The 23116-nt window shown below is 65.8% G+C and carries 17 protein-coding genes and 1 pseudogene; 7 read left to right on the forward strand and 11 right to left on the reverse strand.

What is annotated here, in order from left to right; genetic code table 11:
- Window positions 1-120 precede the first annotated feature (120 nt).
- Complete coding sequence (locus tag NDY25_RS12360; RefSeq protein WP_168958568.1) at window positions 121-975, forward strand: class I SAM-dependent methyltransferase; 855 nt, start codon at window positions 121-123, stop codon at window positions 973-975.
- Window positions 976-1110: 135 nt separating this feature from the next.
- On the forward strand, window positions 1111-1683 hold the full coding sequence (locus NDY25_RS12365) for a pseudouridine synthase (RefSeq protein WP_168958567.1): 573 nt from the start codon (window positions 1111-1113) through the stop codon (window positions 1681-1683).
- A gap of 90 nt (window positions 1684-1773) precedes the next feature.
- On the opposite strand, the gene NDY25_RS12370 is transcribed toward NDY25_RS12365, so the two are convergent.
- Both NDY25_RS12370 and hrpB read right to left on the reverse strand, forming a co-directional pair.
- The gene (locus NDY25_RS12370; RefSeq protein WP_168958566.1) at window positions 1774-2205 is read right to left on the reverse strand and encodes a hypothetical protein; all 432 of its coding nucleotides are present in this window, start codon (window positions 2203-2205) and stop codon (window positions 1774-1776) included.
- A gap of 305 nt (window positions 2206-2510) precedes the next feature.
- The gene (gene hrpB / locus NDY25_RS12375; protein WP_168958565.1) at window positions 2511-5012 is read right to left on the reverse strand and encodes an ATP-dependent helicase HrpB; all 2502 of its coding nucleotides are present in this window, start codon (window positions 5010-5012) and stop codon (window positions 2511-2513) included.
- Between the two features lie 183 nt (window positions 5013-5195).
- On the opposite strand from hrpB, the gene NDY25_RS12380 reads away from it, so the two are divergent.
- Entirely contained in the window at window positions 5196-7313 is a 2118-nt protein-coding gene (locus tag NDY25_RS12380; protein ID WP_168958564.1) for a methyl-accepting chemotaxis protein, read from the forward strand.
- A 1040-nt stretch (window positions 7314-8353) separates the two neighbouring features.
- Here NDY25_RS12380 and NDY25_RS12385 read toward each other — a convergent pair.
- The 8 genes from NDY25_RS12385 to NDY25_RS12420 all read right to left on the reverse strand — a co-directional run bounded on the left by NDY25_RS12385 (window position 8354) and on the right by NDY25_RS12420 (window position 14966).
- Window positions 8354-8827, reverse strand: a complete 474-nt coding sequence (locus tag NDY25_RS12385; protein ID WP_055825363.1) for a YehS family protein — start codon at window positions 8825-8827, stop codon at window positions 8354-8356.
- A 104-nt stretch (window positions 8828-8931) separates the two neighbouring features.
- Window positions 8932-9291, reverse strand: coding sequence for a hydroxyisourate hydrolase (uraH, locus tag NDY25_RS12390; protein WP_180336554.1), 360 nt, complete (start codon window positions 9289-9291; stop codon window positions 8932-8934).
- Window positions 9261-10682 (reverse strand): FAD-dependent urate hydroxylase HpyO, encoded by a 1422-nt coding sequence (gene hpyO, locus NDY25_RS12395; RefSeq protein WP_168958562.1) that lies wholly within the window; start codon window positions 10680-10682, stop codon window positions 9261-9263. Before hpyO ends, uraH begins: the two co-directional genes overlap by 31 nt.
- Entirely contained in the window at window positions 10679-11170 is a 492-nt protein-coding gene (gene uraD, locus NDY25_RS12400; RefSeq protein WP_168958561.1) for a 2-oxo-4-hydroxy-4-carboxy-5-ureidoimidazoline decarboxylase, read from the reverse strand. Before uraD ends, hpyO begins: the two co-directional genes overlap by 4 nt.
- Window positions 11167-11562 (reverse strand): oxalurate catabolism protein HpxZ, encoded by a 396-nt coding sequence (gene hpxZ, locus NDY25_RS12405; protein ID WP_168958560.1) that lies wholly within the window; start codon window positions 11560-11562, stop codon window positions 11167-11169. The genes uraD and hpxZ overlap by 4 nt, the downstream gene beginning before the upstream one ends.
- Complete coding sequence (puuE, locus tag NDY25_RS12410) at window positions 11559-12449, reverse strand: allantoinase PuuE (RefSeq protein ID WP_168958559.1); 891 nt, start codon at window positions 12447-12449, stop codon at window positions 11559-11561. The genes hpxZ and puuE overlap by 4 nt, the downstream gene beginning before the upstream one ends.
- Window positions 12446-13702 (reverse strand): pyridoxal-phosphate-dependent aminotransferase family protein, encoded by a 1257-nt coding sequence (locus tag NDY25_RS12415; protein WP_168958558.1) that lies wholly within the window; start codon window positions 13700-13702, stop codon window positions 12446-12448. Before NDY25_RS12415 ends, puuE begins: the two co-directional genes overlap by 4 nt.
- Window positions 13692-14966 (reverse strand): allantoate amidohydrolase, encoded by a 1275-nt coding sequence (locus tag NDY25_RS12420; protein ID WP_168958557.1) that lies wholly within the window; start codon window positions 14964-14966, stop codon window positions 13692-13694. Before NDY25_RS12420 ends, NDY25_RS12415 begins: the two co-directional genes overlap by 11 nt.
- 770 nt (window positions 14967-15736) lie before the next feature.
- Here NDY25_RS12420 and NDY25_RS12425 point away from each other — a divergent pair.
- Both NDY25_RS12425 and NDY25_RS12430 read left to right on the forward strand, forming a co-directional pair.
- Window positions 15737-16630, forward strand: coding sequence for a LysR family transcriptional regulator (locus tag NDY25_RS12425; protein WP_168958556.1), 894 nt, complete (start codon window positions 15737-15739; stop codon window positions 16628-16630).
- A 319-nt stretch (window positions 16631-16949) separates the two neighbouring features.
- Window positions 16950-18149 carry an MFS transporter gene (locus NDY25_RS12430; protein WP_168958555.1) on the forward strand — a complete coding sequence of 400 codons (1200 nt, stop codon included), beginning with the start codon at window positions 16950-16952 and terminating at the stop codon, window positions 18147-18149.
- A gap of 93 nt (window positions 18150-18242) precedes the next feature.
- Here NDY25_RS12430 and NDY25_RS12435 read toward each other — a convergent pair whose 3' ends face one another.
- A complete protein-coding gene (locus NDY25_RS12435) occupies window positions 18243-19133 on the reverse strand; it encodes a LysR family transcriptional regulator (protein ID WP_168958554.1) in 891 nt (296 codons plus the stop codon).
- A gap of 222 nt (window positions 19134-19355) precedes the next feature.
- Between NDY25_RS12435 and NDY25_RS12440 the strand changes: the two genes are divergently transcribed.
- Together NDY25_RS12440 and NDY25_RS12445 are read left to right on the forward strand one after the other, a co-directional pair.
- Window positions 19356-20414, forward strand: coding sequence for an alpha/beta fold hydrolase (locus tag NDY25_RS12440; RefSeq protein ID WP_168958553.1), 1059 nt, complete (start codon window positions 19356-19358; stop codon window positions 20412-20414).
- Window positions 20415-20528: 114 nt separating this feature from the next.
- Window positions 20529-23033 (forward strand): annotated as a pseudogene (locus NDY25_RS12445) (S9 family peptidase).
- Window positions 23034-23116: the final 83 nt, after the last annotated feature.

Here is a 23116-nt window from a genome sequence, read left to right on the forward strand (position 1 = left end):
GCCTCACAGAATTTGAACATGTCGTGCGTCGCGCGCAGTGCAGCATACGAAGTCCTGCACATGGCAGGCTCCAAATCGCATGCTAGGCTCGCGCTACTTTTTCCCGTAAAGGGCGCTGTGATGATCCGCAACAAGCTGGTGTGTGCATGTGTGGTGGGGATGGCAGTGGCGATGAGCGCGCCGCTGGCAATGGCAATCAAACCGGCCGATAGCGCAACCCTGCCGGCGCCCGATGCGGCGCTGCAGGCGGCCATCGACGGCAACTGGCGCGACCGTGTGTATGTGCAGCGCGATGTCTATCGCCATCCGGGTCAGACGCTGGCGTTCTTCGGCATCAAGCCGACCCAGACCGTTATCGAGATCACACCGGGCGGTGGCTGGTATTCGGAAATTCTGGCGCCGTATCTGCGCGAGAAGGGCAAGTACGTAGCAGCAGTGGTTGACCCGGCGGCGGTGCCGGAAGGCCGTGGCCGCGACTCCGCGCAGCGCGGGCGCGACGAGCTGGAAAAGAAGTTCCAGGCCAAGCCGCAGGTGTATGGCAAGCCCGCGTTCGTGTCGTATGTGCCGAAGACGCCCTCGTTCGGCGTGGACAATTCGGCCGACCTGGTGCTGACCTTCCGCAACGTGCACAACTGGCGCATGGCCGGTAATGCCGAGGCGATGTTCAACGGCTTCTACAAGGTGCTCAAGCCCGGCGGCGTACTCGGCGTGGTGGAGCATCGTGCCAAGGCCGATGTGCCGGCGGACGACAAGAGCGGTTACGTGGGCCAGGCGCAGTTGATTGCGATGGCCGAAGCGGCCGGTTTCAAGCTGGCCGGCAAGAGCGAGGTCAATGCCAACCCGCGCGACACCAAGGACTATGCCGGTGGCGTGTGGACGTTGCCGCCGAGCAACAGCCACGACAAGGCCGACGATGCCAAGTACAAGGCGATCGGCGAGAGCGACCGCATGACATTGAAGTTCGTCAAGCAGTGAGGCAGTGCCTGCATGCCGGCGCGCAGTGCGCGTTCGGCATGCAGCTGTTTGCACACCACCAACCAACGCATGACGCCACGCACGTGCATTGCGTCTTGCCGGCGTTGTGCATCGCTCTGACGCAACAGGATTGGCATGTTGGTGTTGTTGAACAAACCCTATGGTGTGCTGTCGCAATTCAGCGACCGCTCGCAGCCGCCCAAACGCACGCTGGCCGAATTCGGCTTGCCGGCCGACGTGTATGCGGCCGGCCGTCTGGATCACGACAGCGAAGGCTTGCTGCTCCTGACCGACGACGGCGCATTGGCGCACCGCTTGACCGACCCGCGCCACAAACAACCCAAGACCTATTGGGTGCAGGTGGAAGGTAAGCCTGCGCCAGCGCAGTTGCAGGCCTTGCGCGATGGCGTGGTGCTCAACGACGGCCCGACCCGTCCGGCCAAGGTGCGCAGCATCGATCCGTCACCGCAGGTGTGGCCGCGCGATCCGCCGGTACGCGTGCGCAAGACCATGCCCGACGCATGGCTGGAACTGCAGATCACCGAGGGCCGTAACCGTCAGGTGCGGCGCATGACCGCATCGGTGGGTCTTCCCACCTTGCGTCTGATCCGTGTAGCGATCGGTGACTGGACGTTGGACACTCTGGCGCCTGGGCAGTGGCGCGCGGATGAAACCCATCACGCGCGGCCAAGCCGGACGCGACGCTAAATCGTCGCGGATGCGGTTGAATCCAGATCCATAACAGACAACGCCACGGCGCAGGGCCGTGGCGTTGTCTGTTTTACCTGGAGCGATGGCTTATTCGATGCCGTCGCTCGGGGTCACCGCACCGCGACGCTGGTAGGCCGCGCGACGTGCGCTGGCGTTGCCGGCGTTTTCGCGATCGAAACGATGCACGTTGCCGCCGAGTACCTGCTGATCACGCTGGCGCTTGCGATACACCGCATAGCCGATCAGGCCGAGGCCGGCGACGGCCGCTGCCACGGTGATGGCGGGGTTGCGCTTGACCGCCTTGCTGACAACCTTGCCGCCGGTACGCACGGCACCCAGCGCGGCGCCGGTCTTGAGCCATTCGCTGGCACCCGGGCTGAAATGACGCAGGCTGCTGCCTGCGTTGCGTGCCTTGTCGCCCGCGTCGGACGCAGCATGACGCAGGTGGTCGCCGGCAGTGCCAGCCAGTTCCAGGGCACGCTCCAGGGCGCGTTCGGTGATCACAGTCAGCTTGCTCATTGGAGGCGTTTCCTTTCTGAGTACGTGGGCCGCAGTGTGTGGGCTGGTGCGTATAGACCGTGTTAGCGGTGGTGGAGCTTGTTTGGGTTGCGGTTAAGTAATGATGCGGGGTGTTGGTGTGTGGGGGTCTGGGGAAGCGATAAAAACAGATCTGATGGGCATGTGCGGCACTTCCCTTCTCCCATCGGGAGAAGGTGCCCCGAAGGGGCGGATGAGGGTACGGGCGAAGCCGCGTGCAGTTGGAGCAACACAGGTGCTTCGCTCCGTACCCTCACCCCAACCCCTCTCCCGACGGGAGAGGGGCTTTAGGTGCCACGCGGTTTTGCCCTGTGCGTTGCGGCTGCTGTCCATGGGTCTTCCGGCCATGGATGTCTGGGATAGCGCCCCTTCATCTCCTTCCTGACCTCCGGATACGTCGTTACCCAGAAGCTTTTCAGATCCTGCGTCACCTGCAACGGTCGCCCACCTGGCGAGAGCAGGTGCAAGGTCAACGGGATGCGGCCGTCGGCGATGCGCGGGGTTTCGGCCAGGCCGAACAGTTCCTGCAACTTGACCGCCAGCACCGGCGGCAACGGTTGCTCGGCGTGATCGACGGCGTAGCTGATCTGCCGCTCCATGCCCGAGGGCACGCTGATCCGGGTGGGCGCGTGGCGGTCGATGGCCTGGCGGCGGTCCCATGGCAAGGCGGCCTTGAGCGCTTCGCCCAGGCTGCTTTCGTCGAGTGCGTCGAGCCGGGTTTTGCCGACGAACGCCGGGCGCAGCCAGGTCTCCAGCGTGGCCATCAGGGCTGCATCGGAGAGATCGGGCAACGCGAGTTCCGGCATCCAGGCGCACAGCGACTGCACGCGTGCGCGCCATTGGCGCAGGCCGTCGGTCCAGGGCAGGGCATCCAGACCCAGCTGGCGCACCGCCTCGGTGAGTGCGCTGGCGGCCTGGGCGGGATCGACGCGGCCGGCCGGGCGGCTGTCGAGCACGATGCGGTCGAAGCTCGATTGCCGGCGCGCGACCAACGCGCGTTTGTCCGCATCCCACTGCACCAGATCCTGCTGCACGAAGCGCTCGGGCACGCTGCGGCGCAGATAGCCTTCGTCCACCGGCGCGGCACGCAGCAGCAGCGCGTCCTTGGCTTCGTAACGCAATTCGCTGGCGACCAGCCAGGGTTCGCCGCGCAGGTCGCTGTGGTCGAACAGGCGCGCGCTGCGGCCGTTGGCAAGCAGGTAACGCAGCGGGTCGGCAAGATGGCGCGCAGCGATGCGGTCGGGGAAGGCGTGCGAGAGCAGATCGCCGAGTGCATGCGCCTCCACGCTGGCGGGCGGTGCGCTGTCGCAACGCAGCCGGCGTCGCCATTGTTTGGCGGCGCTGTCGATCGCGGCCAGGGCGCCGCGGTTCGCGTCGTGCCCACTGCGGCCTTGGCGGAATGCGGCCAGCGCACGCCAGCGGGCGGCCAGCCCATCGCCGCCCTGACGCAGCGGGTCGCGCGCTTCCAGCAAGGCGGCCAGGTCGCAGGCCAGCGCTACGCGCGGGGCATCGCCGGCCTGCGCCAGCATCGCGGCCAGACGTGGATGCGTGCCCAGCGCGAGCATGCGCCGGCCCACGGTGGTGATGCCGCCGCTGTCGGTGAGTGCGCCCAGCCGTTGCAGCAATTCGTGTGCGGCGGCGAGCGCGCCGGCGGGCGGGGCATCGACGAAGCGCAGCGCGGCGCTGCCCCAGGCGGCCAGTTCCAGCGCCAGGCCGGCCAGTTCCACCTGGGTGATCTCCGCGCGCCGCTGCGGTTCCAGCCGCTGCGATTGCGGCCACAGCCGGTACGCCCAGCCGCTGGCCACACGCCCGGCACGGCCGGCGCGCTGGTCGGCCGAGGCCTGCGCGATGGAGGCGATGTCCAGCCGCGAGAAGCCGCTGTTGGGGTCGTAATGCGGCTCGCGCGCCAGCCCGCTGTCGATGACCACGCGCACGCCGGGCAGGGTCACCGAGGACTCGGCCACGTTGGTGGCCAGCACCACGCGCCGGCGCCCTGACGGGTCGGGTTGCAGCACCTGGCTTTGCGCCTCGACCGGCAATTCGCCATGCAGCGGCAGCACCTGCACCGCCGGGTCCAGCACCTCTTGCAACGCGCTGTGCACGCGCGCGATCTCGCGCTGGCCGGGCAGGAACACCAGCACATCGCCCGGATGGGTGGCCAAGGCCTGTTCCACCGCACGCCGCGTCTGTGGCTCCAGCGCCTCGTCGCGCCGCGCGGGGAAGTGTGCGATGTCCACCGGAAAGCTACGCCCGGCGCTGCTCAGGCGCGGTGCGTCGAGAAAGCCGGCCAGGCGCTCGCCATCGAGCGTGGCCGACATCGCCACGATGCGTAGGTCTTCGCGCACCTGTGCCTGTACATCCAGCGCCAGCGCCAGACCGAGGTCGCCGGCCAGATGGCGTTCGTGGAATTCGTCGAACAGCAGTGCGCCGATGCTCTCCAGCATCGGGTCGTCCTGGATCAGCCGGGTCAGGATGCCCTCGGTGACGACCTCGATGCGGGTGCGCGCGGAGGTCTTGTTCTCGAAGCGGATGCGGTAGCCCACGGTTTCGCCGACCGGCTCGCCGAGCTGGCGCGCCATGAACATCGCCGCGCTACGGGCGGCCACGCGGCGCGGTTCGAGCATCACGATCTTGCGGCCGGCCAGCCACGGCGCGTCCAGCAAGGCCAGCGGTACCTGGGTGGTCTTGCCGGCGCCGGGCGGGGCTTCCAGCACCAGCCGCGGATGGGCCGCCAGGCTGGCGCGAATTTGCGGCAATAACGGGGAGATCGGAAACGCGGGGTCGGTCATGCGCGGGAAGGATACGGGGCGGCCCGAATCTGCGCGATGGTCGGGTTGCTGGGTGAAGGCTGTCAGGGAATGCCGAGTGGCGAAGTGCCTGCCAAGGCATATCTGACTATTTCAAAGGCCGAGATTGCTTCAGACCCGGGCAGGAACGTCGATAACCGGTGTAACCCCCTTTCTGGATTCACCATGTCTGCTGCCACTCCGAAGTTCGTCAGCCTGCAAAGCAAACTGCTCGGCGCCCTTGCGCTTGGCCTGGCAGTCATCTTGCTGTGTGCGCTCGGGGGCCTGGGCACGGCCTGGCTCAGCCTGTCGGGCAAGGTGCCGCCGGAAGTGGCGCAGGCTTCCAGCAGCGAGGAGATCAGCCGCGATTTCCGCTTGCAAGTGCAGGAATGGAAGAACGTGCTGATCCGCAGCCGCGACCCGGCGCAGCTGGACAAACACCTGAGCGCCTTCCGCAAGGACGGCACCAAGGTGCAGGCAGGCACCGAGGCGCTGGTCAAGGCAACCCAGGACCCGCAGGCGCGCGCGCTGGCACAGGACTTCGCCAAGGCGCATCTGGCCTTGCAGAGCAATTACGAAGCAGCGCTGGGCAAGTTCGCGCAGGCCGGCTACGACACCCAGGTTGGCGACCAGCTGGTCAAGGGCATGGACCGTGCGCCCAGCCAGACGCTGGAAGCGCTGGTAACGCGCAGCAAGACCCTGGCCGATGCCGCCGTGCTCGCCAGTTCGCAGGCGGCGCAGCACAAGCTGGTGCTGTCGGCGGTGGCCACGATGTTTGCGGCGCTGTGTCTGGTGGTGGTGTTGGGCTGGTGGATCCGCCGCTCGATCGTGCGCCCGATCGAAACGGTTGCACGTGCGGCACGCTCGGTGGCTGCCGGCGATCTGTCGGCACGCGCGGTGGTCAGCAATCGCGATGAAATCGGTTTGCTCGGTCAGGCCATGTGCCAGGTGGTCACCACATTGACCGATGTCTCCACCGCGCAGGCCGACATGGCGCAGCGCCACGAAGCCGGGCAGATGAGTTACCGCATGGACGCGCACGCCTTTCCGGGTGCGTACGGCCGCATGGTCGACGACACCAATGGCTTGATCGGCGCGCAGGTGGAATTGATCGGCGGCATGCTACAGGTGATGCAGCGTTACGCGGTGGGCGACATGTCGGTGGATATGCCGCGTTTGCCGGGCGAAAAGGCGCAGATCACCGAAGCGATGGACGCAACCAAGCGCAATCTGGCTGCGATCAATGGCGAAATCCGTGGCCTGGTCGAAGCCGCTGCGGCGGGCGACTTCGCCACGCGCGGCAATGCCGAGGCCTACCAGTTCGAATTCCGCGGCATGGTCACCGGCCTCAATGGCTTGATGCAGAACGTGGACCAGAATCTGGCCGAGTTGTCGCAGCTGCTCAAGGCGATTGCCGAGGGCGACCTGACCGCACGCATGCACGGCAACCAGCAAGGCGTGTTCGCACGCATGCGCGACGACGCCAATGCCACCGTGCAGCGCCTGACCGATATCGTCGGCGACATCACCGTGGCCGCGCAGACCATTCGCACCGCGTCGGCAGAGATCGCCGCCGGCAACAACGATCTGGCGCAGCGCACCGAACAGCAGGCCGCCAATCTGGAAGAAACCGCCGCCTCGATGGAAGAACTCACCTCCACGGTGCGGCAGAATTCGGACACCGCACAGCAGGCCAGCCGCGGTGCGCAAGCCGCCGCCGAGATCGCCGGCCGCGGTGGCGAGATGGTGGCCAGCGTGGTCGACACCATGGGCGAGATCGAGGTCTCGTCCAAGAAAATCGCCGAGATCATCAGCGTGATCGACGGCATCGCGTTCCAGACCAATATCCTGGCCTTGAACGCGGCGGTGGAAGCCGCACGTGCCGGCGAACAGGGCCGTGGTTTCGCCGTGGTCGCTTCGGAAGTGCGCGCGCTGGCGCAGCGCTCGGCCGGCGCGGCCAAGGAGGTCAAGCAGTTGATCGACGCCTCGGTGGCCAGCGTGGAGCGCGGCAGCGCCCGCGTGGATCAGGCAGGGCAGACGATGCAGCAGATCGTGCAATCGGTGCAGCAGGTGACCACGTTGATTGCCGAGATTTCCGCCGCATCGCGCGAACAGTCGTCCGGCATCGAGCAGGTTGCCCGCACGGTCAACGACATGGACGAAACCACTCAGCGCAATGCCGCACTGGTGGAAGAAGCCTCTGCAGCGGCACGTGCGATGGAAGAACAGGCGGTGGAACTGAGCGAGGCGGTGTCGGTGTTCCGTCTGGATGCACGCCGGCCGCGGCTTGGGGCTGCGGCGTAAGGCTCCAGATCGCCGTGTCACTGCTTGCCGAAGCACTGACGCACCACTCTTGCACTCACGTTGAGTGCAAGAGTGGTGCAGCACAACGTTTGGGGACAGCGCGGCGCGCAGTCGATATCCGTCTAGATACAATCAAAAGCTGAGTTCGTCGAGGGCGCGGTGCCCTCACCGCTCGCGGGACACGCCGTGAATCCGTCCATGGAGGCTCGGTGGCGGCATCCATGCCGCCACACGGTCCCGCAAGCGGTGAGGGCACCGCACCAGAATGTTGGTCGGTCGCCGGGTAAAAAGCTGAGCGTTTCGCAGGTTGAGTGGGCTTGCTGGTGCGGGTCGCAGAACTACACGATAGCTAGCAAATCAGAAGCACGTCATGCAGTGCTTGCAACCCTGCACACCGACCATCTTGACTGGTCCTTGCCCGCCCACCGTCGCGGGACCTTACGCGGCATGGATGCCGCGTAAGAGCCTACACGGACGTACTTGCGGCGTGTCCCGCGATGGTGGGCGGGCAAGGGCCCTGCAGCCAGGCAGCAGATCATCCGCTCTGCCACTGATCTATCCGTGCTAAGCAATCACTTCGACACACTGAGACTTGAGTCGTAGCGCCGTTTAGATGCAATCAGAAGCTCAGGTAAAAAGCCTTGTCGGTCGAGTGCACGGTGCCCTCACCGCACCAGAGAAGTAGTCGGTTGCTTTGTTGAAAGCTACGCAGACCGACCATTTCGACGAGTCCTTGTCCGCTCACCGTCGCGGGACCTTACGCGGCATGGATGCCGCGTAAGAGCCTACATGGACGTACTTGCGGCGTGTCCCGCGATGGTGGGCGGGCAAGGGCCCTGCAGCCAAGCCGCAGATCAGCTGCTCTGCAACTGATCTATCCGCTCTGTCCAACCAGGTGCGATGACAGCGGGATAAGAGCCAGGAAACAAGGTTGGCTGTTCCGCACTCAGACGTTTTTGAAGGATTTCCGGCGCTGGGCCCATCCATGATGCACTTGCCACGCATTGCTCGTGACACACAACAGGCCAGTCACACAGACATCAACCCGCTTCGCGCATCCGGGCGGTCAGGCCTTTGAGGAAGGCACGCAGCAACTGGTCCAGGCAAGGGCGGAAATTCTTGTGGCCGGGCTGGCGGAACAGCGCAGACAGTTCCGGCTTGGACAACGGGAAGCCAGCGCTGGCGAAGATCGCGTGCATGTCCACGTCCTTCAGCTCGAAGGCCACCCGCAGCTTCTTCAGCACCAGATTGTTGCCGACGCGGGTCTCCAGCGGGCGCACCGGCTGACTCTCGTCGCGGCCGCGGAAGCGCAGCACCAGGCCATCGAGAAAGCGCGCCATCATCGCGTCGGGGCAGGGTTCGAAGCCGGGCTCGTCTTCCTTCTTCAGCCAGGCCTGCAACTGCGCCTTGTCGAGCGCGAACTCCGGGTCGGCCAGGTGGGTGATTTCCACCACCTTGTCGTCGCTGAGGTCGAGCATGTAACGGATGCTGCGCAGTACATCGTTGTGGATCATGACAATTCCGGGGCCCCGGCCTGTCGCCGGAAAGGCGCCATTCTACGGGGCCGATGCGCAACACGGCGTGTGCCGAGCCGACCAGTTGCGGAACCGACGGCCGCTCAGCTGCCGCGATAAGTGGAATACCCGTACGGCGAGAGCAGCAGCGGCACGTGGTAGTGGCCCTCGCCGGCGATGCCGAAGGCGATCGGAACCTGCTCCAGAAACGGCGGGTCGCTCAGCGCAGTGCCGGCCGCGCGCCAGTAGCCGGCCACCTCGAACTCCAGCCGATACCGGCCCGGTTGCAGCGTGAGCGCGGCCAGTTCCGGGCAGCGCCCATCGGCATTGGTGACACCCTCTAAGCGCAGCGTCTCGCCGGCGAACAGGCGCAACGCGATACCTGCGGCGGGGCGGCCGCTGGCGGTATCCAGCACGTGCGTGGAGAGCGTGCTCATGCCACCGCCTGGGTCGGTTGCGGCCATTGGCCGACGAATTCGGGCTGGTCGTAGGCCAGGTAGCTGTCGACGATGGCCTGGCGATCGTCCAGAAACAGCTGATCGGCCACCGCGCGGGCCAGCCTTGGCAGCGCGACCTTGAGCCCGGACAGTGCCGCTGCCGAAGGGCCGTGGTTGATCAGCGCCGAATAGTTGAAGGCGAACAGCCCGTGCAGCAGCGCGGCATCCTCGGGCGTGCGCGGCAGCAGTTCGAAGCCCGGCCCCAGGTAGGGGTGCGCATCCAGTACCGGATTGGCCTGGCCCGGTGGCGGCTGGTAGCGGTCGGCCCAGCAGGCGATGCGCCCGGACAGCGCGGCCAGCTCCGGGCGCAGCTGCGGGTCGGTGACCAGGCCGGTGGCAACGGCGAGAAAGTCGAAGCGATGTTCGCCTTGCGGCGTGCGCACCACCACCTCACCATCGCGCTCGGCCACCTCCAGCCATGGCGTGCCCAGATGCAGCGCAAAGCCGGCATGCGCGCAGGCGCGCTGGAAGGTGTCGTTGGTGGGCGGCTGGTTGTGCGCGAAGAAGCTGGCCATCATCCGGTACTTGTCCGCATCCGGTAGCGTCAGAAAGCGCGGAATGATGCCGGCCTGCTCCATGTGGCGGAACGGATTGATGCGCGGCAACTCGCTGCGGCGCACGAACACTTCGGCAGTGGCGACGCCTTGATCCAGCGCGAAACAGGCGTTGTCGAATGCAGAGGCGCCGCCGCCCAGAATGCCAACGCGCTTGCCGGCCAGTGCGGCGAAATCGATATGGCCGGAGGTGTGCGCGTAGCGCTGTGCGGGCAGCGCGCTGCTGATCCACTCCGGCACCATCCATTGCCCGCCGCCCTGGATGCCGGTGGCCAGGATCAGTTTGCGCGTCAGCAGCGGCGCGCCCATCGCCAGATGCAGGCGATGGATGCCCGGCGCCACGTCCGGCTCTACCCGCGCCAGCTGTGTGGCATTGCGCACCGGTAGGCGCAGCACGGCGCGGTACCAGCGCAGATAGTCCATCCAGCTGCCGCGCGGAATCTTGTCGAGTGCGTCCCAGCCGGCGGTGCCGTGCTGGGCCTCCCACCAGGCGCGGAAGGTCAGCGAGGGCACGCCCAGGTCGATCGAGGTGATCTGCTTGGGCGTGCGCAAGGTCTGCATGCGCGCGTAGGTCACCCACGGGCCTTCCTGGCCGGCGGGGTTCTCGTCGATGACCAGCAGGTTGTGCACGCGCTCGCGTTGCAGTGCGAAGGCCGCGCCCAGGCCGCTCTGGCCGGCGCCGACAATCACCACGTCATACACATGCCCGGCCGGATGCACGCGCGGCTGCGTCCATGCGTCGCCGCCGTGGGCCAGGCGTTGCAGATCGTGGTGGAGCTCGCGTTCGAGTTGGGCCAGGCTCATGGCAGTGCCTCCAGGCGCAGGTGAACGATCTTGCCGATCTCGGCGAGGGCGGTGGAAATTTCTTCGCTGCGCGATGCGTCCAGCCGCCGTTCCAGCGCGGCAAGAATGCCGGCCTTGTCGTGCAGCCGCACGCAGATCACGAATGGAAATCCGAAACGATGGCGATACGCCTGATTGAGCGCATGGAAGCGCTTGAACTCGGCTTCGCTGAGCCGATCCAAGCCGGCGGAGGCCTGTTCGGCGGCCGATGCTGCCGTGAGCGTGCGATCGATCGCCGCCTTGCCGGCCAGCTCCGGGTGCGCGCGGATCAAGGCGACCTGATCTACCTGCGAGGCTTCCAGCACCACCTGCATCAGTCCGCGATGTACATCGTCGAACGGGCGCCGTTGTGCGGCGCGTTCGACCACCCACGGCGAGTGCTCGAACAACTCGCGGTAGCGTGCCACGAAGGCGGCATTGTCCAGCGCGTTGGCATCGACCACGCTCATGCGTGCGTGCCTTGCAGCGAGACATGCGCTGCGACCACTTTCCAACCATCGGCAAAGCGCACCCAGCTCTGGCTCTGGCGGCCGCGCGCGCTGCTGCCGTCGCGAATGAATTCCGCATGCGTGGTGGCGAAATCACGGCCGAAGCCGTGCACTTGCACATGCGCGAGCCGGCGCTGCGGCGAACCGCCGCGGCCGATGCGGAACGCGCGGATTGCCTCGATGCCGTACAGCACTTCGCCTACGCCATAGCGTACCGTGCTTGGCGCGGCGTGAAACAGCGCGTCCATTGCGGCGATGTCGTCGGCCATCAAGGCATCCTCGTAGGCATGGAAGGCGGCAGTCACTTGTGCGATCACTTCAGGCAGATCGATGTCGGAGGCGTGGATGCTCATGCCGGGTTTACCTGCAGCCAGTGGCGTGCGATGTCGATGCGGCGCGCTACCCACGCATCGCCGCTGGCCAGCACGTGATCGACAAAGTGCGCCAGTGCGGCCGCGCGTGCGGGCTTGCCGACGATGCGCCCGTGCAGGCCGATCGACAGCATGCGCCCGCCTTCGCTGCGTAGTTGCTCGAAGCTGTCGCGCAGATAGCGGAAGAACGGCTCGCCATCGGCAAAGCCGTTGTAGGCGACGAATTTCATGTCGTTGGCGTCCAGGGTGTACGGCACGATCAACTGTGCGTGGCCGTGGCGCGTGTCGTAATACGGCACATCGTCGGCATAGCTGTCGGCGTCGTAGACAAAGCCGCCTTCTTCGGCCACCAGTCGCGCAGTGTTGGGGCTGGTGCGGCCCTGATACCAGCCCAGCGGGCGGCTGCCGGTGACGCGGGTATGCACGGCGATGGCCTCGGCGATATGCGCCCGTTCGGTGGCCTCATCCATGTGCTGATAATCGATCCAGCGCAGGCCGTGGCTGGCGATTTCCCAGTCGGCTGCCTGCATCGCGGCCACTGCGTCGGGATTGGAGGCCAATGCCTGCGCCACGCCGAACACGGTCACCGGCACGTTGCGCGCGGTGAACAGCCGATGCAGCCGCCAGAAGCCGGCGCGGCTGCCGTATTCGTACAGGCTTTCCATCGCCATGGCGCGCGCGCCGGGTTGCGATTGCGTGCCGACCATTTCCGACAGAAACGCTTCCGAGCCGGCATCGCCGTTGAGCACGCAGTTTTCCGCGCCCTCTTCGTAATTGATGACGAACTGCACCGCGATGCGCGCGCCACCGGGCCACTGCGCCGCAGGCGGGGTGGCGCCATAGCCGACCAGGTCGCGCGTTGTGCTCATGCATGCGGCTCCGCATGCCAGGCCGCCAGCGCGGCTTCCACCGCCAACCCTGGCGTGCAGACGTAGCCTTCGGCGCGCAGCACCGCTTCCAGCGCGGCCAAGGTGATCAACACCTTGTGCTTCATCGCGTTGTAGCCCATCGCGCCGATGCGCCAGATCCTGCCCTGCAACGGACCGAATGCGGTGCCGATCTCGATCTCGAAATCCTCGCGCATGCGTCGCCGCACCGCATCGCTGTCGATGCCTGGCGGAATCACCACGCCGGTGACATTGGTCATGCGGTGCGCATCGTCGCCGAACACCTCCAGCCCCAATGCACGGATGCCGGCACTCACCGCGCGCCCGGCCGCAGCATGGCGGGCGAAGCGTGCATCTAATCCTTCCTGCAGGGCCACGCGCGCACATTCGCGTGCGCCGTAGAGCATGGTGGTGGCTTCGGTGTGGTGGTTGAGGCGTTTGTCGGACCAGTAATCCATGATCATCGCCAGATCGAAATAATTCGAGGCGATGCGTGGCCCGCTGCCGTTGACGATGTCGTCGCGCACGATGCCGCGTTCGACATGGCGGCGCGCGAAGATCGCTTCGGCCGCCGCGCTGGACACGGTGATCGGTGCCGAGCCGGACGGCCCGCCCAGGCATTTCTGCAGGCCGCCGGTCACCACGTCCACGTCCCAGCGATCGCTGGCGATCTCCATCCCGCCGATGGTGGCGGTGGCATCCACGTAACTCAGCGCACCAGCCGCCCGGCACAACGCACCGAGGCCATCGAGCGGCTGCGCCATCGTGGTGGAAGTGTCGCCGTGCACGGTGGCCACCAGCTTGGGTGACACGCGCTCGATCGCTTCGGCAATGGCGCTCAGCGGCACCACCTCGCCCCAGGGCGCATCCACTGTATGCACCTCGGCGCCGAGCCGGCCAAGGATTTCGGTGAGCAGCAGGCCGAAGCGGCCGAAGTTGATGACCAGCACGTGGTCACCCGGGGTGACCAGCGACACCAGCGCCGCTTCGATACCGGCGCGCGCAGTGCCATCGACCAGAAACGTCCAGCGATTCTCGGTGCCGAACAGCGGCCGGTACAGCGCCATCACCTCGTTCATGTAGGTGGTCATTTCCGGATCGAACTGGCCGAGCAGATCGGCCGCCATCGCCCGCAGCACGCGCGGATGCGCATTGACCGGGCCCGGGCCCATCAACAGCCGCTGCGGGGGATCGAGTTCGCCGAAGGTGTGCAGGTGACGCAGATCAGGTGACAAGGGGATCTCCCAGGTGTTCGATGAAGTGGCGCATGACCGCCAAGGCAACCTCGGCATCGGCCGGGGCGACGTGTTCGTCCGGATGATGGCTGATGCCGCCGGCGCAGCGCACGAACAGCATCGCGGTGGGGCACAGCGCGGCCATCACCATCGCATCGTGGCCGGCACCGGAGACCAGTTGGCGCGGCGCGATGCCTTGCGCGGCGACTGCGTGTTGCAGGCGCGCGATCAACGCCGGTGCGCAGGGGCTGGCGGCGAGTGTCTGCAACGGATCGATGGCGATGGCGATGCCGCGTTCTTTGCTGATCTGTGCGAGTGCGTGTTCGATCTGTAGCACGGCCGCATCGCGGCTGGCATCGTCGCCTGCGCGCACGTCCAGCGTGCAGTCCACCCGGCCCGGCACCACGTTGGTGGCGCCGGGCGCGACCTGCAGTTTGCCGACGGTGGCGACCAGATCGTCGCTGCCGGCGCGGGCGATGCGCTCGATCGCTAGGAGTGCGTTGGCCGCTGCGCTCAACGCGTCGCGGCGCAAGCCCATCGTGGTGGTGCCGGCATGGCCGGCGCGGCCGTCGAAGCGCAGGGCGAAGCGCCGTTGCGCGGCGATGGCGGTGACGATGCCGACCGGCAGGCCTTCGGCTTCCAGCACCGGGCCTTGTTCGATATGGGTTTCCAGATAGGCCAGCACGCTGCCCGGGGCGCGTGCGGCGTGGCCGATCGCTGCAATATCCAGGCCCCAGTTGGTCAGTGCGGCCGCCACCTCGACGCCGTCGGCATCGACCACGGCCAGTGTGGCCGGATCGAGTGTGCCTGCCACTGCGCGGCTGCAGAACATCGATGCCGGGAAACGCGAACCTTCTTCGTCGCCGAAGGCGATGACTTCGATCGCAAACGGTAGGCGCCGACCCTGTGCATGCAGCGCGGCCACGCATTCGATGCCGAGCATGATGCCGAGCGGGCCGTCGTAGCGGCCGGCATCGCGCACGCTGTCCAGATGGCTGCCGATCAGCAGCACCGGTGCATCTGCATGTGCGCCGTCGTAGCGGCCGATCAGATTGGCCGCTGCGTCCAGTCGCACCTGCATGCCGGCCTGGCGCATCCACTCGCTCACCTGCGCGGTGGCCGCGCGATGCGCCGGACTGAGCCAGGCGCGGAACAGGCCGCCGGGCGTGTCGCTGTACGGTGCGACGCCCAGTGCATCGCAGCGCGCTACCGCGCGTGCGCCGGAGCAATGGTCGGTTGCTGCGGTGATTGGAGCGCTCAGCATGTTGCGCCGTGCAGGTACTTTGTTTCATAGGCGCTGCGCGGACCGCAAGGCGAAAGATGCTGACGCATGGAACCTCCGCAGGCGGCGTGGAAAAGGGGCGCGCCGACAGTTGGTCGCCCTTGCAGCGATGGCGACAGGAGCGTGCACGGCAGTCGGCAGCCGTCCAATCGACTATACGAACCGCCCCCGTCACCCCAAAGCGGTTTTTTTAGGGTCAGGCGTTGCAAAAAATGCGACGGGCGGTGGCGGCTGCGTTTTTTCCTTCTCCCATCGGGAGAAGGTGCCCCGAAGGGGCTGATGAGGGTACGGCAGCGTCGAGAATGCTAGGCGGCCGTACCCTCACCCCAACCCCTCTCCCGCAGGAGAGGGGCTTTGGTATCACCTCTCCTGACGGAAGAAGGTAGCCGCAGGGGCGGATGAGGGTGCGCCGCAGAGAGCTGTCAGTCCTCTCAATGACAAACGCGTCGCCACGCGCCTTCAGAAGTGAATCACCGACTGCTTCGTTCCGCGCCCTGGCCTGCGCTGGGGCGCGGGCGCAACATGCACGCACGCCAGTGGCGCGCAAGCCGTGCCTTGGCGCCCCGCAGGATCCTTCTCCCATCGCGAGAAGGTGTCGCAGGGCGGATGAGGGTACGGCCGCATCGAGACTACTGAGCAGCCGTACCCGCACCCCAACCCCTCTGCCGAAAAAAGGAGAGAGGCAGAAGCGCCGGCGCCTCGCATCCGAACGGCTGCTACAGTCGCCTACATTCCATGAATCGGATTCACCAATGGCCCGCGACAGTTTCAAGGACCTGCTGGCGCTGATCGCCATCGTTCGCGAGGCCAGCTTCACGCGTGCTGCAGCCAAGTTGGGTGTCTCGCAATCGGCGCTGAGTCACACCATTCGTGGGCTGGAAGCCAGCCTCGGGCTGCGTTTACTGACCCGCACCACGCGCAGCGTGGCGCCGACCGAAGCCGGCGAGCGCCTGATCCAGACGGTGGCGCCGCGCTTTGCAGAAATCGAAGAGGCGCTGTCTGCACTGAGCGAAATGCGCGACACGCCCGCAGGCACGGTGCGCATCACAGCCACCGACTACGCCGCGCGCGCGATCCTGTGGCCCAAGTTGTCCAAGCTGCTGCGTCAATACCCGGACATCAAGGTCGAGATCGTGGTCGACAACGGTCTGACCGACATCGTGGCCGACCGCTACGACCTGGGCGTGCGCCTGGGCGATCAGGTGGAAAAAGACATGATCGCCGCGCGCATCGCGCCGGACATGCGCATGGCCATCGTCGCTGCGCCGTCCTATCTCGCGCGCCGGCCCATTCCCAAGACGCCGCAGGATCTCACCGCGCACAGCTGCATCAATCTGCGCATGAAAACCGCCGGCGGCATCTACGCCTGGGAACTGGAAAAAGACGGCCGCGAGGTCATTGTGCGCGTCGATGGCCAACTGACCTTCAACGGCACCTACGAAGCATTGGACGCGGCGGTGGATGGCTTCGGCATTGCGTTCGTGCAGGAAGATCTGGCGCGCCCGCATCTCAAGGCCGGGCGCCTGCGCTGGGTGATGAAGGATTGGTCGCCGACCTGGCCGGGCTTGCACGCGTTCTATCCCAGTCGCCGGCATTCCTCGCCGGCGTTCAACCTGGTGGTCGATGCGTTGCGCTACAAAGGCTGATGGATGCGCTCCTTGGACTTGCGTTTAACGCAAACGGGCCGTTGATGAGCGGGCTTCATAAGCCCGTGCGGATCAGCCATCTTTATCGCCGCCCACTGCCTGCGTAAGCTGCAGCACATCCAGACACGCGCACGCCCGAGCCGCAGCATCCGTTGCTTCATTGCGCCCGTCGTACGTCGCTGCAGTGGCATGTCGATGCGTCGCATCGCTGTCTGCAGCGCATCCCTCTTGAACGCCAGGTTCGCTCTCGAGCGGCGCTACATCGCGCGCTTGCGGCGTGGCGTTCTTACCGCATCCACTCTTCGCGCAAGGCCCCCACATGCCAGCCAGTTCGCTCGCCACAGACACACCATCCCGTGCCGCACCCGCAGCAACACGCCAGACCTGGAGCGCGGTCGGCTCGATGTCGCTGTGCGTTGCGTTGTTGATCGCCTCCGAGTTCATGCCGGTGAGCCTGCTCACGCCGATCGCTGCGGATCTGCATGCAAGCGCGGGCATGGCCGGCCAGGCGATTTCGATTTCCGGCCTGTTTGCGGTGATCGCCAGCTTGTTGATCGCGCCGCTGTCGTCGCGCTTCAATCGACGCCATGTGCTGATCGCATTGACCGCCACGATGCTGGTGTCATTGTTGTTGATCGCCAACGCGCACAGCTTCGGCATGTTGATGGCCGCGCGTGCACTGCTCGGCGTCGTCATCGGTGGGTTCTGGGCGTTGTCCACCGCCACGGTGATGCGCATCATGCCCGAGCCCGCGGTGCCAAAGGCCTTGGGCATTATCTTTATCGGTAACGCGGTGGCTGCGGCATTCGCCGCGCCGTTGGGCAGCTATCTGGGCGCCAGCATCGGCTGGCGTGGGGTGTTCTGGGGCATGTTGCCGTTGGTTGCGCTCACCATCGTCTGGCAATGGCGCAGCCTGCCGTCGATGCCCGCGCAAGGCGCCACCTCGCTGAGCGGCATTGTCACCTTGTTGAAGCGTCGTTATGTTGCGCGCGCCATGCTGGCGGTGATGCTCGGCTTTGCCGGTGCGTTCTCTGCGTTCACCTATTTCCGACCGTTTCTGGAAACCATTGCGCGGGTCGACGTCTCGCAACTGTCGTTGTTGCTGCTTGGCCTGGGTTTGGCCGGGTTCGTCGGGACCTATGCCGCCACCGCGCTGGTGCCCAAGCGCTTGTTCACCCTGCTCACGGTGCTGCCGGTCGCGCTGGGCGTGGCGACCATGTGCATGCTGCTCGCCGGCCATGTGGTGTGGGCTGTGGCAATTGCGATGATCGCCTGGGGCACGCTCAATTCGGCGATGCCGGTGGCGTGGTCCACCTGGCTGAGCCGCTGCATCAAGGATGCGCCGGAAAGTGGTGGCGGCTTGATGGTTGCCGCGATCCAGCTCTCCATCATGCTGGGCGGCGCCGCAGGCGGTGTCCTGCTGGATCATGTCTCCATTGGTGCCACGTTCGTGGGTGCAAGCGTGTTGCTGCTGGCGTCGTCCTTGGTGGCAGGGCGGGGCGATCGTTTGCAGCCATGAGTGCTGGTGATTGCACGATGCAGCGTTCATCGCATGGAAGGCAGCTCGCGCCAGGCTATGCCGCCAGAACCAGGGTTCGATCAAGTCATCAGCTCAAACGCCGATGTAAAAACCCAGATCCTGCCGCAGGGCATCCACGCAATAATCGACAAACGTGCGCACCTTGGAGGAGCCCCGGCGTCCTTCCACGTAGACCACGTGCACCGGCTCTGGTGCGATCTCGAACGCGTCGAGGATGCACGTGAGCTTGCCGCTCTGCAGGTGTTCGCGGATCTGGTAAGACGGCACCTGCGTCAGTCCCCAGCCGTGCATTGCGGCGATGATGGCGGCGTTGAACGAGGTCACATTGAGGCGTGAGGCGACCTCTACCAGATGCTCGCTGCCATCGATGCGGAACGGCCATTTGGGTGGACGCTCGGAAGATGCGGTGGAGATGGTGGCGTGCTGCAACAAATCGTCCGGCCGCTGCGCAGTGCCGTGCTCTGCCAGATAGCCGGGCGAGGCGCAGACCATGCGACGCACGCTGCCGACCGGGATGGCGGTCAGCGACGAGTCGGGCAGTACGCCGATGCGTACCGCCACATCGATGCCTTCGTCCAGTAGCGGCAGCACGCGGTCGACCAGCACCGCGCGCGCAGTCATCGATGGGTATTGACTCAGAAAGCGCGTCAATACCGGTGTGACATGCAATGCGCCGAACATCTGCGGCGCGGTCACTGTCAGCAAGCCGCTGGGAAGTGCATGCAACCCGGCCGCTCTATTTTCGATGTCGTCCAAATCGGCAAGCAGGCGCCGGCAGTCGATGGCGTACTGCTGCCCGGCTTCGGTGAGCCGCATGTTGCGTGTGGTGCGCACGACCAGCAGCACGCCCAGGCGGTTTTCCAGTTGCGCGATGGTGCGGGTGACCGTTGCGGTGGAAATGCCAAGACGCCGCGCAACGCCGGCAAAGCTTGTTTGCTCTGCAAGCGCGGCAAACAGTGTCATTTCCTGGATGCGGTCCACGTGCGTTCCAAGGTCGGAGGTGGCGGCAGGGTAGCAGCCTGCAGACGCGCGCTACGCGACCCACACAATGACTGGCGATCGCATGCACTGCGCACCTGCGCCCAGCATTGCAGCAACGGCAATGGTGAATTGACACTCTCGGCGGTTCTCGACACCTGCCTGCGCACCTAGCATGGCCGCCACGTCAGCGATCTGGGAATTTCCATGGCGCATACCGATGCGCTCATCGCAGCCACTACCGACAACGCCACAACAGGGATCAGCCGCCGCACCCTGCTGCTGGCATCGTGCATAGGCACCGCGTACGCACTTGGCGCCGGCGCGCTCGGCGCTGCCGAACGTTCCAATACAACAATTGCAACCAAAGAGACCGCCATGCCGATCGACGACACATCCCGCGTCAGCTTCCACACCCAACAGGTCGGCGATGTCGAGGTGTTCTACCGCGAGGCCGGGCGTCAAGATGCGCCGGTGTTGTTGCTGCTGCACGGGTTCCCCAGTGCCAGCCATATGTTCCGCGATCTGATGCCGCTGCTGGCAGATCGATACCGCCTGATCGCGCCGGATTTACCCGGTTTCGGCAATACCAAGGCACCGCCGCGCGGGCAGTTCGATTACACGTTCGAGAACCTTTACAAAGTGATCGAAAGCTTCACCGAGGCGTTGGGACTCGCCAGCTACAGCATGTATGTGTTCGATTACGGTGCGCCGGTCGGTTTTCGATTGGCTGCGGCAAACCCGCACAAAGTGAGCGCCATCATCAGCCAGAACGGTAATGCGTATCTGGAAGGTTTCAGCGACCAATGGGGCCAATGGCAGACATATTGGCGCGAGCCAACCGCAGCCAATCGCCAGGCTTGCCGCGGGTCGCTGTCGCCGCAAACCATCCGTGACTGGCAGTACGGCACCGGTGCCGACCCGAGCAAGCTGTCGCCCGATGGCTACACGCTGGACATCGCCTACATGGCGCGCCCGGGTGCCGAAGAGATCCAGCTCGATCTGATCCTGGACTACCGCAGCAACGTGGCCGCCTATCCGCGATTCCACGCGTATTTCCGCAAGCATCAGCCACCGTTGCTGGCGGTGTGGGGCAAGCACGATCCAGCCTTCATTCCGCCGGGCGCGCAGGCGTATCGCAAGGATCTGCCGAAGGCCGACGTGCATCTGCTGGATGCTGGCCACTTCGCGCTGGAAACGCATGCGCCGGAGATTGCGCGCTACATCGGCGAGTTCCTGTCGCGCACGTTCAAGGCATCGGCGTAACTGCGTCGTTTGCACGCGTCCTGCGGACGCAGCGACAGGGCTGCGTTCGCGCGCATATGAGCCGTTGTGTCGGCGTGCTAGGTTGCTGTGATCATTCCCCGGAGAACTACCGAGATGCTCACCGCGTACCGATGGAGCGGGTTACTGGTGCTTGCCAGCCTTTTGCCGGTGTCCGCGGTTGCCGGCACGCCCGATGGCGGTTACCGGCAGCCACCGGAGCCATTGTTGAGCGTGTTGCGCGCACCGCTCAATCCGTCGCCGCGGTTGGACCCCACCGGCAAGACCTTGTTGCTGGTGCAGCGCACCCAGTACCCGCCGATCGCGCGCGTGGCCGAGCCGTATCTGAAGCTGGCCGGCGTGCGTGTGGAGCCGCGCACGCATAGCCGCCACGACATGTCCAACGGTTACGGCATTCGTTCCTGCCTGCAGGGCTTCAGCCTGGTGGATGTTGCAAGCGGCAGGCAGACCGCCGTGAGCCTGCCGGCCGGTGCCTGTCCGGCAGCGCCGGTGTGGTCGCCGGACGGGCGCCGCTTCGCCTTCAACAACACTGCGGCCGATCGCGTCGAGCTGTGGGTGGGCGAGGTGGCCACCGGCAACGTGCGCAGGATCGACGGTGTGCAACTCAACCCGGTGCTGGGCGGCGAGATCCAGTGGCTGGGCGGCAGCGACACCCTGCTGCTGAAGACGGTGCCGCAAGACCTGGGCGCCGCCCCGCGCAAGGCCGCGGTGCCGCCAGGCCCGGAGGTCAAGGAAACCATCCAGGGCAAGGGCGAAAGCAGCACCTATGAAGCGCGCGATACGCTCTCCAGCCCCGAAGACGAGGCCTTGTTTACCTACTACGCCACCTCCCAGCTGCTCACGGTGAATGTGGCCAACGGCAGCCAGCGCAAGCTCGGTACGCCTGCGGTCTACAGCAACGTGGATGGCGCGCCCGATGGCCGCCACGTGCTGGTGGAACGGTTGAAGCAGCCTTATTCCTACGTCACCACCTACGCACGCTTCGCTCACGCTGTGGCGGTGTTGGATCTGGCCAATGGCAGCGAGCGCGTGCTGGCCGATCTGCCGGTTGCCGACCGGGTGCCGGTACAAGGCGTGCCGACCGGCCCGCGTGCGTATTCCTGGCGCGCCAACCAGCCGGCCACGCTGGTCTGGGCCGAAGCGCTGGATGGTGGCGATTGGAAAATCAATGTGCCCGCGCGCGACAAGTTGATGACGCTGGCTGCACCGTTCACCGCCAAACCGCGTGAAGTCACCCGCGTGCAGTAGCGTTATTCCGGCGTGTCGTGGTTTGCCGAAGGCGGGCAAGCGCTGCTGGACGAATACGACGAAAACCGCCATTGGCGGCGTACGACCTTGCTGGATGCCGACCGCCCCGGCACTGCCGGAAGGGTGTTGTTCGACCTGTCCACCGACGACCTGTACGCCGATCCTGGCCTGACGGAGATGCGTGTGCTGGCCAACGGCCAGGCCGTGCTGCGCGAAGAGCGGGGTGCGTTGTTCCTGAGCGGGCAGGGCGCCTCGCCGGCGGGCGACCGGCCGTTTCTGGATCGCTATGCGCTGGCCAGTGGCAAGACCCAGCGGCTGTTCCGCAGCGATGCCAGTGTGGACGAGCTGTTCTTCGGTTTTGCCGGCGACGATGTGTCGCGCCTGTTGACCTGGCACCAGTCGCTGACCGACCCGCCCAATGTGTATCTGCGCACGCTGGGCCAGCCGCTGCCGACGGCGGCCACGGGCGAGGCGGTCCTTGCCTCGACCGCCACGCCGGTCACCCACTTTCCGGATCCGACCCCGCTGGTGCGGCAGATCAAGAAGCGGCTGGTGACCTACAAGCGCAAGGACGGCGTGGAGCTGTCGTTCACCCTGTACACGCCGCCCGGCTATAAGGAAGGCACGCGCGTGCCGGCGATCCTGTACGCCTACCCGCTCGATTATGCCGACCCCTCCAAGGCAGGCCAGGTCAGCGGCGCCAGCGAGCGCGACTTCACTCGCCTGCGCTACTACCAACTGCTGTTGCTGGCCGGTTACGCGATCATCGACGATGCCGCCTTCCCCATCGTCGGCGACCCCAAGACCGCGTACGACACCTACCTGCAGCAACTGGTGGACGACGCCACCGCTGCGGTGGACAAGGCGGTGGAATTGGGCGTGGTCGATCGCCAGCGGATCGGCGTCACCGGGCACAGCCACGGCGCGCTGATGACGGCCAACCTGTTGGCACAGACCGACCTGTTCCGCGCTGGCGCGGCTACCAGCGGCAGCTACAACAAGACGCTGACGCCATTCGGTTTTCAGAACGAGCGCCGTTCGTTCTGGGCCGCACCGGAGGTCTATGCGCAGGCATCCGCGTTCTTCCACGCCGACAAGATCAACGAACCGTTGTTGATCGTGCACGGCATGGACGACGCCAACCCCGGGACCGAAACCACCCAGGCACCGAGGTTGTTCCAGGCGATTCGCGGCAACGGCGGCACCGCGCGGCTGGTGCTGCTGCCGTTCGAACCGCATTGGTACACCGCACGCGAATCCACCGAAGATGTGGTCGCTGAGATGCTGGACTGGTTCGACCGTTACGTGAAAAACGCGCCGCCGCGCGATGCGGCTAGCAAGCCAAAGCAGTAAGTGGCGTGCCAATGCAGCGTGTTATTCAAAGCTGGCATTGGCATCAGCGCGGGGTTGGAGCGTTCTTTGCAGGCAGATGCTGT

The organism is Xanthomonas hortorum pv. pelargonii, from assembly GCF_024499015.1.
In the GTDB taxonomy this organism is placed as follows: domain Bacteria; phylum Pseudomonadota; class Gammaproteobacteria; order Xanthomonadales; family Xanthomonadaceae; genus Xanthomonas; species Xanthomonas hortorum_B.